11 protein-coding genes are annotated in these 12,496 nt (G+C 64.1%); 3 read left to right on the forward strand and 8 right to left on the reverse strand.

What is annotated here, in order from left to right:
- Positions 1–91: 91 nt before the first annotated feature.
- The gene (locus ACX3O0_RS06080; RefSeq protein ID WP_459107121.1) at positions 92–2,113 is read left to right on the forward strand and encodes a DUF262 domain-containing protein; all 2,022 of its coding nucleotides are present in this window, start codon (positions 92–94) and stop codon (positions 2,111–2,113) included.
- A 73-nt stretch (positions 2,114–2,186) separates the two neighbouring features.
- On the opposite strand, the gene ACX3O0_RS06085 is transcribed toward ACX3O0_RS06080, so the two are convergent.
- From ACX3O0_RS06085 to ACX3O0_RS06110, 6 genes are all read right to left on the reverse strand, one after another.
- Entirely contained in the window at positions 2,187–3,437 is a 1,251-nt protein-coding gene (locus tag ACX3O0_RS06085; RefSeq protein ID WP_459092008.1) for an ABC transporter substrate-binding protein, read from the reverse strand.
- The gene (locus ACX3O0_RS06090) at positions 3,434–4,522 is read right to left on the reverse strand and encodes a branched-chain amino acid ABC transporter permease (protein WP_459092006.1); all 1,089 of its coding nucleotides are present in this window, start codon (positions 4,520–4,522) and stop codon (positions 3,434–3,436) included. The genes ACX3O0_RS06085 and ACX3O0_RS06090 overlap by 4 nt, the downstream gene beginning before the upstream one ends.
- Positions 4,522–5,403 (reverse strand): branched-chain amino acid ABC transporter permease, encoded by an 882-nt coding sequence (locus tag ACX3O0_RS06095; protein WP_459107122.1) that lies wholly within the window; start codon positions 5,401–5,403, stop codon positions 4,522–4,524. Before ACX3O0_RS06095 ends, ACX3O0_RS06090 begins: the two co-directional genes overlap by 1 nt.
- Before the next feature lie 2 nt (positions 5,404–5,405).
- Positions 5,406–6,116 (reverse strand): ABC transporter ATP-binding protein, encoded by a 711-nt coding sequence (locus ACX3O0_RS06100; protein ID WP_459092002.1) that lies wholly within the window; start codon positions 6,114–6,116, stop codon positions 5,406–5,408.
- A complete protein-coding gene (locus ACX3O0_RS06105; protein ID WP_459107123.1) occupies positions 6,103–6,885 on the reverse strand; it encodes an ABC transporter ATP-binding protein in 783 nt (260 codons plus the stop codon). Before ACX3O0_RS06105 ends, ACX3O0_RS06100 begins: the two co-directional genes overlap by 14 nt.
- A gap of 140 nt (positions 6,886–7,025) precedes the next feature.
- Positions 7,026–8,396: an aminomethyl transferase family protein gene (locus ACX3O0_RS06110; RefSeq protein ID WP_459107124.1), complete on the reverse strand. Its 1,371-nt coding sequence runs from the start codon at positions 8,394–8,396 to the stop codon at positions 7,026–7,028.
- Positions 8,397–8,585: 189 nt separating this feature from the next.
- Here ACX3O0_RS06110 and ACX3O0_RS06115 point away from each other — a divergent pair, with 189 nt between their 5' ends.
- Complete coding sequence (locus ACX3O0_RS06115; protein WP_459107125.1) at positions 8,586–9,437, forward strand: IclR family transcriptional regulator; 852 nt, start codon at positions 8,586–8,588, stop codon at positions 9,435–9,437.
- Here ACX3O0_RS06115 and ACX3O0_RS06120 read toward each other — a convergent pair.
- A complete protein-coding gene (locus ACX3O0_RS06120) occupies positions 9,428–10,225 on the reverse strand; it encodes an NAD(P)-dependent oxidoreductase (protein ID WP_459107126.1) in 798 nt (265 codons plus the stop codon). The genes ACX3O0_RS06115 and ACX3O0_RS06120 overlap by 10 nt on opposite strands.
- A gap of 107 nt (positions 10,226–10,332) precedes the next feature.
- On the opposite strand from ACX3O0_RS06120, the gene ACX3O0_RS06125 reads away from it, so the two are divergent.
- Positions 10,333–11,013: a GntR family transcriptional regulator gene (locus tag ACX3O0_RS06125; RefSeq protein WP_459107127.1), complete on the forward strand. Its 681-nt coding sequence runs from the start codon at positions 10,333–10,335 to the stop codon at positions 11,011–11,013.
- Between the two features lie 40 nt (positions 11,014–11,053).
- Here ACX3O0_RS06125 and ligM read toward each other — a convergent pair whose 3' ends face one another.
- Positions 11,054–12,460, reverse strand: coding sequence for a vanillate/3-O-methylgallate O-demethylase (gene ligM, locus ACX3O0_RS06130; RefSeq protein ID WP_459107128.1), 1,407 nt, complete (start codon positions 12,458–12,460; stop codon positions 11,054–11,056).
- Positions 12,461–12,496: the final 36 nt, after the last annotated feature.

Below are 12,496 nucleotides of genomic sequence, written 5' to 3' on the forward strand. Positions count from 1 at the left end.
CACGTTTTAACAGGCCCTGGTAAGGCCACCCTAACATTGGGCATCCCCGTAAACTGGGAAGTCCGGCGGCGCTAAGGAGCGAATCACTCAGATGGTCAGAGCCACGAATATCGATGCGACGGCAGTCAACACGATCCGCTGGCTCTCCACCACCGACGCGACCATCGTGGTTCCCGTCTACCAGCGCCAGTACCGTTGGGACATCGGCGGATGCGAGCAGTTGCTTGCCGACATCCGTGCCGCCGCCGACTCCGAGCACCGGTACACCCACTTCATCGGGTCGATCCTGTCCAGCGCCAGCGCGGACAGCACGAACGCCGAAATCGAGGCCCGGGAACTGGTGCTGATCGACGGCCAGCAGCGCATCACGACGCTGATGCTCCTGGTGGCCGCCCTGCACCACACCGTGAAGGATGCCGACCCCTCCCTGGCCGCGGAACTGCAGAGAGTGCTGGTGTCCTCGGACGAGCCCGATCGCACAAAACTGCGACCGCACCGCGCTTGGGCGGACGTGTTCGAGAAGGTCGTGCTGGACCGGCGAAACGGTGGCGAACCCCGCGATTCACGGTTCGACGACAACTACGCCTTCTTCCGCAGCCAGGTGCCGGCCGAGGAGGTGCCGCAGGTCTGGCAAGGCCTGCAGCGCCTGGAGCATGTCTCGATCACGCTCGGCGGCGATGCGAACGCCCAGCAGATCTTCGAGAGCCTGAACTCGACCGGTGAACCGTTGCGCGACCACGAGTTGATCCACAACTACGTGTTGATGGGCCTCACCCGTGCCGAGCAGGGCGAGATCGAGGACACGTTCTGGCTGCCGATCGAGCAGAACACGGGCGAATCGATCGCCAGCTTCTGGCGGCACTACCTGGTGATGACGACCGGACGCGGCATCGACGTTGTCGGCGGACGCGGGGTGTACGACGCGTTCCGGCACGAGTTTCCGCGGCTTCACCTTGACTCCCTGCGCAACCTGGCAACAGAGTGGCGCGACTTCTCGGCGATCTACCGCACCCTGATGGAACCCTCGCGGGAGAGGGATACCGAGATCGCAAAGCACCTCGGTCACCTGAACACGTTCGGCCAGACCATGTACCCGCTGGTCATGCGGGCTTACCGCGACTTCCAGCGCGGCGAATTGTCGAAGGATGCCCTGCTCGCTGAGCTGGCGAACCTCCAGTCGCTGCTCATCCGCCGAACGGTGGTCGGGCTCAGCAATGACCACCTGGTGGCCAGGCTCTGCCGCGCCCGCGCCGATGGCTCCGACCCTCTGGTATCGGCGATGGCGCGAATCATGCCGTCCGACGAGCGGGTGCGGATCGCCCTCAAATACGGGGAACTCCCCCACCCGGCGTATGTGCTGGGCAGGCTGGCGGATGTCACGAACCTGGCCGAACTGGACATCGAGGCAGTCTTCCCGCTCGCGCCGGGCGACGCCTGGAGTGGCGACGGCCAGCGCCAGTGGGCCGACTTCAGCGAGGACGAGCAGAACAGCCACCGTGCTCTCGCACAGACGCTGGGCAACCTGACGCTGCTCGAGGAGCACCTGGCCGAGCGCGCCGCCGACGCGTCATTCTCGGTGAAGCGGGCATCCGTCTACCCAAAGAGCGCCGTGGCCTTGACCCGGGAACTGGCCGAAGCGTCATCCTGGGGAACCGCCGAGATTTCGGAGCGCACCGCCCGACTGACTACCGAGTTCCTTGGCATCTGGGCGAAACCGGTGACGGTCGGCATTGACGACGACGGGCTCACCCCGATCCTCGACGCGAAGCGCCGACCGGGCTGGCCACGAGGCTGGCAGCGCGAGTTCGAGTACGTCGAGTACCGCGGCGAGCACTGGGAGGTCTACGACGTCAAGTCGCTCTTCAACCGCATCTTCAAACGGCTGTGGGCGGACTCCCGAGCGGATGTCGTCACCTTCAGTTCGCACCGCGGCGGTCCCATCTTCCAGGCGCAGGCGTGGAACGGGCACTGGGACCAGCTGGACGACTCCAACTTCCTCTACATGGGCTGGGACTCCAAGTACATGCTCACCGCGGTGCAGGGCGTGCTCGAAGAGTCTGGCCTGGCATCCGAGGTGTTCGTGAAGTATTCCTACATCGGCGAGGCGATGTAGCGACGCACCGCGTCGGCATGCGAAAGGGCCGGGATGGCCTGTCAACAGGTCACCCCGGCCCTTCCAGCTCAACTCACTCGAATGATTCGGCCGGCGCGTAACCAGCGCCGTTGTACTTCACCACCTGCACGGTGGAGACTGCCGCCTGGCCGTCCTTGGCCGTGTCGATCGGGATGCCATCCAGTCCGAGCGGCGCATCGAACCCGGAGATGGTGCGCAGCTGCTCCATGAAATTTGCCCGGGTCGGCTCGGTCATCTTCTGGAAGACCTGGTCGAGCGTGGCACCCACCATGTAGCTCCAGACGCAGTGCGGGAACGATGGAACCTCATCGATACCCGCGTACTCCGACATGTCCGCGAAGAACTTGACCATGTCCTCGTCCTCGGCGGTTGCTGGGCTCGCCGCGGACTTGGAGAACACCGTCGTGTAGACGCCGGGGTAAGTGACGGCATTGCCCGGGCCGAGGATGGCTGGGCTTGACGTGTTCGACGGCAGGAACCAGTTCGGCAGCCAGCCGATCTCCTGCGCCTTCAGCAGTGATTGACCGACGAGGTTCGTCTGCGAGTTCGCGCTGACGAAGACGTCGGCATCGGTTCCGGCAAGCTCAGTGATCTGCGCGTCGATGTTCGTGTCGCTCGCCTCGTAGGTCAACTCGCCGACGACCTCAATGTTGTCGGACCCTGAAATGGCCTCCTTGAAGCCTTCCACGTAGCCCGCACCGAAGTCATCGTTCTGCGACAGGATGGCGACCTTGTGGTCCCCTCCGGACGCCGCCAGGAGTTCACCGAATGCAAAGCCCTCGGTCTGGTAGACCGGGACGAAGCCGAGTTGCCATGGGCTCTCGTCCTCATCACTGAAGATCGGGTCACCCGTCATGATGAGCACCTGAGGCACCTCGTCCTCGATGGCCGCCTCACGGAACGCCCGGTTGGTGGGTGTGCCCAGGCCTGAGGTGATCGCGAAGACGCTGTCCTTCAGCGACTGATAGTTCGACAACGACTTCTGCGGGTCATAGGTGTCGTCCATCGCCTCGATCTCGACCGTGCGGGTCTTCCCGTCAGCGAACTCGATCCCACCGTCGGCGTTGGCTGCGCCGAAGTAGGCCGTGAGCCCGTCGACCGTGCAATTGCCAGGTCCTGCGGTTGGTCCGCTCAGTGGGGTGATGACTCCCAGGGTGATCGTGGTGTCGGTGATTCCGGGGCTCGCCGAAGCTTCGCCGGGACCGGCCTCCCCGCCTCGGGCACAGCCCGTCACGGTAAGGGCGGCGACCGACGCAACGGCGACGATTCCGATGATGCCCCCTGTTCTCCTTCGAATGTTCATGCTTGACCTTGCCTCTCTGTCTTGGCTGTCTCTTCGGGCCGCTCCACTGCGGAGTCCAGGGTGGGATTCGGTGGTGGAGGGGTCTGTGGGGAACTGTCGGTTCCCGGCGAAGGTCGACCTCGCAGTCGCCTCGCCATCCGCTTGATGGTGCGAGGAAGGGTCACGAGCCCGCCGGGGAGCAGGAAGAGGACGGCGAGCAGGACGACGCCCTGGATGATCGCCGTGAGGTTCGGGTTGATGGCGTTCGTGATTTGCGGAACGAACACATAGTAGGCACCGCCGATCAGTGAGCCGGCGATGCTGGCAGCGCCACCGATGACCATCGCAACCACGAGGTTGATGGAATGGATGAAATGCAGCGTCTCGGGTGAGGTGTATTGCACCGCGACGAGGTAAAGAAAGCCGCTCGCTCCTCCGAATACGGAAGCGATTGTGAATGCCATGACCTTGTAGCGGTACGGCGAGATGCCGGTCGCGGCGGCGACGGCCTGGTTGTCGCGAACCACGGCCAACGCCCGACCGAATTTGCCGCGCACGAGGTTGTAGGCGAGCAGGAACGCGATGATGGCGATCACCGCGACGATATAGAACTGCCACTGATCGTCAGCGAGGCCCGTCCAATCCGGAGCGCCCGAGAACCGCGCCGACGTGCCTTGGGACCCGCCGGTGAATTCCGAGAGTCGCTTTGCCAGGGGAACTCCGACGATCGGCAGCGCGATCGTCACCATCGCGATGGCCAGCCCTCCAAGGCGGGCGGCGGCCAATGACACGAACAACCCGGCCAAACCAGGAACCACACAGCTGAGCACGAAGACGAGCAGGATGTTCCAGTCGTTCGCGATGCCATACGCGGCCACATACGCCCCGAGGCCGAGGAAGAAGATTTGACCCAGGTGGATCTGCCCGCTGTATCCCATTGCGATGTTGAGACCGAGTACCGCCACCGCGTACACGCCCACCTTGGTCAGTGTCTGGTTGGCGAACACGGGAAGCACGAGTGGCGCGATGAGCAGGATGGCGGCCAGCACGATCCACGTGGCGACAAGCACCCACTTGTTGCGGAACAGCGCCTTTGTCGTGGCCATCAGACTCGCACCACGTCTTTCCGGCCGAACAACCCTTGAGGGCGCAGGAACAGGATCACGAAGATCAGGATGAACGGCACGGCGATTTTCAGGTCATGGCCGATGAACGGCACGTAAACCGCGGCGAGGTTTTCGAGCACCCCGATCGACCAGGCCGCCACCGCCGTCCCGAGGGGACTGTCGAGACCACCGAGGATGACAGCGGCGAGCGCGTACACCAGAGCACCGTCGAGCATGCTCGGCATCAGGGTGAGCTGCGGCGCCACGAGTGATCCGGCGATGGCCCCGAGTACGGCGGCCAGGCCCCAGCCAACCATGAGGAGCCTGCCGACCGGCAGACCGGAGAAGGCAGCAGACTGGGGGTTGATGGCAACGGCTCGAAGTGCCAGCCCGAGCTTGGTCCGCTGGAACATCAACTGCAGGAGCAGCATGATCGTGATGATCGTGAGCGTTGTGCTGATCGATTTCACGCTCACGGTGGCTCCGAACAACGAGATGGTGTCGGACGGGAAAAGCGAGGGGAAATTGTAGAAATTGTAGCTCCAGAACCAACCACACAGACCGGTGATGAGGGTCAGCAAGCCGATGGTCACAACCACGGCGGTATCGGGGTCGCCCCCTTCGAATCGGCGCATGATGAATCGTTCGATCAGCGCCCCGATGATGAACGACGCGACGATGGCGAGGAGGATGGCCAGGATCAATGGCATTCCGAGCCCGAAGAATGCGAAAGCGATGTAAGCCGCCAGTACAGCCATGGCCCCCTGGGAAAAGTTGATCAGGCCAGTGGCCTGGTACACCAGCACGATCGCGAGCGCCAGCGCAGCGTAGATCGAACCCGCCGCCAGGCCGTCGATCACCAGCTGTATGAAGGTCCCCATGGTCATCCTCCCAGGTAGGCGCGTCGGATCTCGTCCATGCCCATGAGCTCGTCCGAGGTGCCAGTCAATGCGTTGCGACCTGTCTCGAGAACCGTCGCAGTGTCGACGAGGGTGAAGGCAAGATTGGCGTTCTGCTCGACAACCAGCATGGCGATGCCCGATTCACGACGCAGCCTCTTGATCGCTTCGAAGACGTTTTTCGCGGTGCTGGGCGCGAGCCCGAGGGATGCTTCATCGAGTAGGAGCAGTCGCGGCTTTGCCATGAACGCCCGAGCGACCGCGAGCATCTGCTGCTCACCACCGGACAGAGCGGAACTGCTCGACTTGATTCTGTCCTTCAGCTGAGGGAAGAGTTCGAGGCAGTACTCGATGTCGGTGCTGATCGCTTTGCGGTCCTTCCGCAGGTACGCCCCGACCAGCAGGTTCTCCTGTACCGTGAGTCGCCCGAGTGTGCCCCGGCCTTCCGGTACGTGGGCAATTCCGAGCGCGGCGACCTGGTCAGGACGCAGGCCGAGGATGTCGCGCCCGTCGAAGACGATGCTCCCCCGCGCCCGCACGGTTCCGCTGATGGCACGCAGTGTCGTGGTCTTGCCTGCGCCGTTCGCGCCCAGTATGCCGACAGCGCCACCGTCTGGCACGCTGAGCGAGACGCCGTCCAGCACTTGCACAGGACCGTAGGAGGCAGTCACGTCGCTGAGCTCAAGCAGCGTCATCGGCGGCATCCTTCCCGAGATAGGCCTCGATGACCTGTGGGTTGGACTGGGCTTCGGCAGCGGTCCCCTCCATGAGCTTCCGACCGTGATTCAGCACAACGACTCGATCCGTGAGGGCGGAGATGAGTCCCATGTGGTGTTCGACGATGACGACGGTGATGTCTTCCTCTGTCCGCAGTCGCTTGATGGCTTCGATGAACTGGCTGACCTCCCCGTGGGAGAGGCCGGCGGCAGGTTCGTCAAGCAACAGCAGCGTGGGGTTCGAGAGGAGTGCCCGGCAGAGTTCGACTCCCTTGTGGAGACCATGGGAGAGCTCATCGACCGGGAGGTGGGCAGCCCAGCCGAGTCCGTTGCGTTCGAGAAGCTCGAGGGCGTCTGCTCGCAGTGCACGCTCTGCGCGCACAGTGAACGGCAGTCGAAGCGACCAGGCGAGGGCGTCGCCTGGCAGCCGGGTATGCCCGCCGAGCAGGACGTTCTCAAGCACGGTTGACGTGAGCTGCAGCGCCGGGTGCTGGAACGTGCGCGCCAGGCCGTAGCGGGCGAGGCCTGATGCCCGCGTGCCGAGCACCTCGGTTCCGTCGATCGTGATGGAGCCTGCACTGGGCTTGTAGTGCCCGCTGATGCAGTTGAACAGCGAGGTCTTGCCAGCCCCGTTCGGGCCGACAAGACCGAAGATCTCCCCCGGCTCGACGTCGAAGCTCACCTCTTCGAGCACCTTGACACCCCCGAAGCGGAGGCTGACGTTTTGCAGGCTCAGACGTGCGGCCATCCTGTACCTTCCTGGTCGCATCGTTGCTATCGAAGGGCTAAAGCGTTGCTCGTCGTGCGTGTGATCTGCTTTGACTCACGAGAAGGATGTTACGGATCGCCACCGAGATTGTCAACGATTTTGGAACGAGTCTTCCTTTTTTATGGCTGGGTGGGTGAGGAGGCGCGGTACCCTCCGCGCGCATAGTCGTAGTACGGGGCGGGGGCGACGGTTGCACGGATTTCGACCTGTCGATGCGGTTCGACCTGCGCCTTCCGGGAGACCGGATCCTCACCCCAGACGACGGTGACCTCGGTTCCCGTCGCCGCGAACTCCTTGGCGATCGTGGCGAGGGACAGGAACACGCGCTCGTTCGCAAGGTAGCCGACGTCAAGAGAGAGACCGACCAACTGGCCGTCCTTCAGCACTTGATCGGTTTGGTAGAGCGCGTAGCGCGACTTGGGCAACTCGATGTACTTCGCCGGAAGCTCGTCATCGCCGAGGACAGAGCCGAGGGCACGCGTGACGTCGTCATCGTTCCAGACCAGCGTCACCTTGGTACGACGCTGGTTCTCAGCGTGCTGCTGCAACGCCTCCTTACCAAGGAACTCGTGGTCGAACGACACCGACCGTCCGAGGCCGATGTCGTATGGGGTCAGGTAGTAGTCGCTGATGTCACTCGAGAAGAAGCTGCCGCCGAGCGAACCCGCCTTTGACAGTTCGAGCCACTCACGGTACGGCTTCAGCTCCGGCTGGAAGATCGCCGGCGGCGGCGATGGCACCCACCCAGAACCCAGGTTGGCGGAGGAGTAGCCTTTCGCCCCGACCTGGGTGATCCCGAACTCCGCGCCATCCGCCAGGAGTGCCGCATGCACGGTTGCTGCCTGCGCCCACGGCCCCCACAGTTCGAAGCCGGGCTGCCCAGCCATGCCGTGCCGCAGCACGCCGACTTTCCCGCCCGCGATCTCGACCTCACCCATATGGAAGAACTTCAGCTCCGGCGCCGGCTGGCCGGTGACCTTTTCGATGATCTTCAGCGCGTTCGGTCCCTGCAGCTCGTAGCGAAACAGCTTCGGATCGCCCTTGCGGATCAGGGAATGGTCGTCGCGCTCCAGGCTGACGTCCCAATCGCCAGTGCGTATGTTGTACTCCACCCAGTCGCTCAACATTGGCAGGGCGACCAGATCGAACGAGTTCTCGCCGAGATGGAACAGGATGCCGTCGCCGATGACAAACCCGTCGTGGTTGACCGCGACAAGCTGCTTGGCGCGCCCCACCTGGTAGGCGGACGCCGAGTTCGTACCGATCCAGGTGAAGAATTTCGTGGCATCCGGCCCGCTGACGAACAGGTCGGCCATGTGATGCGACTGGTCGAGGAGAGCGCAGGAGTCTTTCCACGACGCCTGCTCGCTGCGCCAGTTGGTGAATTCCGGGGTGACCGGGAAGGTGAACGGCCGCGATGTCGCGTTCCGCAGCACTTCAACGGGATTCCCGGTCTTCTCGATCGCGGCCTGCAGGTTCTGAGTTGTCATGTCGCTTCCTTCTGGAGGGGCGGCGGCACAGGGTTGAAGCCGTGAACGCCGTCGTTCTGCTCGTGCGGAAAACACTACGTCCCGCGGGTCGCCCTCGGATGCCCAATTTCCGTTCAATAGAAATTAGCGAGGGTAGGCTGTCGGCAACAGCCACGACACAGGCAGCCACTCTGAGCAGGAAGCGGCACAATGGCACGAGCATCCGCGGGCGAATCCGTGCTCAGCAAACATCTTCGAGTTCTCGGCTCGTTCGAGGCGGCCGTGCCGTTCCTCACCCTGTCCGAGCTGTCGGCCAAGGCGAAGCTTTCGCCGTCGACTGCCCACCGGATCGTCGGGGAGCTGGAACGAGAGGGACTCCTGGAGCGACTGCCCGATCGCAGCTACCGGCTCGGCGTGCGGCTGTGGGAGCTCTCCTGCCGAACCCCTGGCGCACTGGGACTGCGTGAACTTGCGCGCCCCTACCTGGAGCAGGTGCACGCGCGGGTCAACCAGCATGCCCAACTCGGGGTCCTCAGCGGCACGGAGGTGTTGTTCCTCGACCGGCTGTCGGCACGGGACGCCGTCGTCAACGCCACCCTGATCGGCGGGCGCATCCCGCTCCACGCCTCGTCGAGCGGTCTCGTGCTGCTTGCGCACGCTGGGCAGGGCCTCGTCGACGAGGTGCTCGCGGCGGGCCTGCGACGCTACACCGACCAGACGATTCAGACCGAGGACGAGTTGCGCTCGGCGCTGCGGAGTGCGCGCGCCGATGGCTGGGCGGTTTGCGACGGCCATATCTACGAAGCGTCGCGGGGCATTGCGGTGCCGGTCTACGGGGCACACCGCGACGTCATCGCCGCAATCGGTGTCGTCGTGCCCAACGATGAGACGTCACCACTCAGATACATCGAACCGCTCGTGCACGCCGCCAGCCAGATCTCGGCGGCGATGCGCTCCGCCTATCTTCCGGCTGGGCATCCCGCTGCGGCGCCGGGAGGGCGGCTCCGGCCGCTCGTCAACTCCTCAGTGCATTCGATGGAGTACCTCGCGGCTCAGCTCTGACTGGCGGTGGTGTGAAGGGAGTCACGCCGCCCGGCAAGCTCATGGAGCCACTCGATGGTGCTTACGGTCATCCAGGTGGGTGACCCCAGAGATTCGAGGTATTCCAAGGCATCGCGCATCTCGGCCTCCCTGCGCACCGCATGGACCGGTGTGCCCTCTACCAGCCGTTGCACGAGCTCGCCCCCGGTAGGCCCCAACTCCGAAGCGAGTTGCTGCTGCACCCAGTCCCGTGCTCCGGCGGACTCCGCCGCGCTCAGGCTTTCGAACACCAGCGCAGCCAAGCCCTTCATGAAGACGCTGCGCAAGAGTTTCATCCCGGCCGAAACGCCCGCCTCAACACCGACGTCAGTCGCGGAAACCCCGAGCGTCTCCAAGCGCGACAACAGCTGCGCTGCCCCGGGGCCGCTCAGCAACAGCGGCGTCGCGATCCGCGCGCGCGGTACGGGAGCCAGGATGGCGACATCGACGAAGGCGATCCCCTGCGCCTCGCAGCGCGCGGACATCATCCGCTTCGCTTCGGGCCCGCCAGTGTTCATGTCCGCGAAAATAGCGGAGGCTGCCAGCTCCGGCAGGGCATCTTCAAGCACAGACGCAGCTGCACCCGCGCCAACCAGGCTCAGCACGACATCCGCCCCGCGCACCGCCTCAGCCACGCTCGGGACCAGTGACGCACCGTCTGGTGAGTCGGCGACGAGCGGGTCTGTGGCCACCACTGTTGCCCCGCGCTGCACCAGATCGGCGGCATAAATGCCGCCTGCCTCCCCTAGACCGAGCACGGCGACCCGCATAGTAGACTCCCAAAAGTCAATACATCCGATAATATTGTAGACGATACTGGATCGAGTCCTACGCCGATCGAACGCCCCACGGCGTCCAAGAGAGTGATCTTATGTCGATGACCGTGAAATCGCCCCTCCTCCCCGCCGAAGCCGAAGGCGGTGATCCGCGTCAAACCCACGTCAGGCAGGTCATCGACGTCATCCGCAGCGCCATCGTGCGAGGGGACTACGCAACCCACCAACGCCTGATCGAGGTCGACCTGAGCACCACCTTCTCGGCGAGCAGGGCCACGGTGCGAACTGCCTTGCTCGAGTTGGCGAGCGAGGGGCTCGTCGAACGGCTCCCGAACCGTGGATCACGCGTGCGGGCGATCTCGGTCGACGAGGCCATCGAAATCATCGAGGTACGGATCGGAGTCGAGGCCCTGTGCACAGCGAAAGCGGCGCAGGCTGTGGGCGACGAACAGGTAGAAGAACTCCTGCGCCTGCGCGATGCAATGCTCGTCTCAGTCGCCGAGGGTGACCTGGTCGAGTATTCACACCTGAACCAGCTCCTCGATCAGCGCATCCGGGAGATGAGCGGCCACGCCACCGCAGCTGACGTGCTTTCCCGGCTCCACGCCCAGAGCATGCGGCACCAGTTCAAGCTCTCGTCACGGCCGCAGCGAGCCAAGGTCTCTGTTCTCGAGCACGCCGAGATCATTGACGCGATCGTTGCCAGGGACCCCGAGCGGGCTGAGCGAGCGGTGCGCACCCACCTGTTGAACGTTATGGATGCACTCCGCGAGATCGCCTGAACACCGCCCGGCACCGCTCGGGTGCCGGACGGCAATCAGCTCACGCCGTAGATGCGGTGCGCCAGCCTCCGTGATACTCCGTGCGTGCGGTCACCGCGTACGGCACCGGGCTGACCACGGCACGCACGCTGAACTGTTCGTGCGGCTGCACCGTTGTCTTGCGCGAGCCACCGTCAGGCTCACCCCAGATCACCTTCACCTCGGTCCCGACCTCGACGTCCTGGCTGACGGTGGCCAGTGAGAGGCCGCGCCGCTCGTTCGCGCTCACGCCGGTGAACAGCGACAGGCCGACAGTCGTGCCGTCCGCGTCGACGACGGCATCGAAGTTGGATGAGCCGTAGTTCGCGTTCGGCAAGTCGAAGAACTGGTATCCGGGGCGGTCCCGGTCGAGGAATGACGTCATGACCTTGCCCAGATCTTCGTCGTTCCAGGCCAAGGTGACCTTCTTGCGCTGCGTCGCCGGATCGATCTTCTCGAGCGCGTCGCGGCCGATGAAGTCGTGGTCGAACTTGACGAACGAGCCGTATCCGAGCTCCCACGGGTTGAGGTAGTAGTCCTCGATGTTGTCGGACACGAAGCTGCCGGCGATCGCGTTGATCGCCTCATAGCTGTCCGGAGCCAGCCATTCGCGGTAGCCGCGGAGGTCTTCGCCGGTATAAATCGCGGGCAACGGCGACGGGATCCAGCCCGACTCCAGCGTGTTCGACGAGTACGCACGTGAGCCGCACGGCTCGATGCCGAACTCGGCACCCGCCTCGAGGATGGCGTCGCGGATCTTGCCGTGCTGTTCGTAGGGTCCCCAGATCTCGAGCCCTGGCGCTCCCGCCATCCCGTGACGGAGCGTGCGGACACTCTCGCCTGCGATGGTCGTGTGCCCCATCCGGAAGAATTTCACCGGCTCGACCGGTCCGCCCGCGAGTTTCTGGATGATGTCCCACGCACGCGGTCCCTGGATTTGGAACCGGTATACCTCGCGCGAGACGGCCTTGCCATATGGACGCGAGGGCGAGCGGTCGTCGTAACGAAGCTCGACGTCGTAGCCACCGGTCTCGGCCTGGTACTGCAGCCAGTTGGCTGCGGGAGCGCGCCCGACGTAGACGAACTCGAGTTCGGAGAGGTGGAAGAGGATGCCGTCACCGATAACACCGCCGTTCGGCGCGGTGGGAACGAACTGCTTCGCCGTGTCGACCGGGAAAGTCGCGAAACTGTTGATGCCCGTGTCGGAGAGGAGCTTCAGCGCCCCAGGGCCGGTGATGAACAGGTTCACCATGTGGTGCGTCTGGTCGTACAGCACAGCGGTTTCGCGCCACGCGCGCTGCTCGCGACGCCAGTTGGTGAACTCGGCCGGCACGACCGGATAGATGTATGCGCCGAGTTTCGAGTTCCGCAGGAGCTCGACAGTGTCTCCGGCCTGATCGAGCACTTCTTGCAGGTTCTTTGCTGGCATGGCTGTATCTCCTTCTTATTGGATGGGTGCTGCGAT

It is taken from the genome of Homoserinimonas sp. A447 (assembly GCF_054489325.1).

Excerpts from the sequence above, each read along its gene's own strand:
- ACX3O0_RS06110 (WP_459107124.1), bottom strand. The coding sequence starts at position 8,396 with ATGACAACTCAGAACCTGCAGGCCGCGATCGAGAAGACCGGGAATCCC.
- ACX3O0_RS06115 (WP_459107125.1), top strand. The coding sequence starts at position 8,586 with ATGGCACGAGCATCCGCGGGCGAATCCGTGCTCAGCAAACATCTTCGA.
- ACX3O0_RS06085 (WP_459092008.1), bottom strand. The coding sequence starts at position 3,437 with ATGAACATTCGAAGGAGAACAGGGGGCATCATCGGAATCGTCGCCGTT.
- ligM (WP_459107128.1), bottom strand. The coding sequence starts at position 12,460 with ATGCCAGCAAAGAACCTGCAAGAAGTGCTCGATCAGGCCGGAGACACT.
- ACX3O0_RS06090 (WP_459092006.1), bottom strand. The coding sequence starts at position 4,522 with ATGGCCACGACAAAGGCGCTGTTCCGCAACAAGTGGGTGCTTGTCGCC.
- ACX3O0_RS06105 (WP_459107123.1), bottom strand. The coding sequence starts at position 6,885 with ATGGCCGCACGTCTGAGCCTGCAAAACGTCAGCCTCCGCTTCGGGGGT.
- ACX3O0_RS06125 (WP_459107127.1), top strand. The coding sequence starts at position 10,333 with ATGACCGTGAAATCGCCCCTCCTCCCCGCCGAAGCCGAAGGCGGTGAT.
- ACX3O0_RS06120 (WP_459107126.1), bottom strand. The coding sequence starts at position 10,225 with ATGCGGGTCGCCGTGCTCGGTCTAGGGGAGGCAGGCGGCATTTATGCC.
- ACX3O0_RS06100 (WP_459092002.1), bottom strand. The coding sequence starts at position 6,116 with ATGACGCTGCTTGAGCTCAGCGACGTGACTGCCTCCTACGGTCCTGTG.
- ACX3O0_RS06080 (WP_459107121.1), top strand. The coding sequence starts at position 92 with ATGGTCAGAGCCACGAATATCGATGCGACGGCAGTCAACACGATCCGC.
- ACX3O0_RS06095 (WP_459107122.1), bottom strand. The coding sequence starts at position 5,403 with ATGGGGACCTTCATACAGCTGGTGATCGACGGCCTGGCGGCGGGTTCG.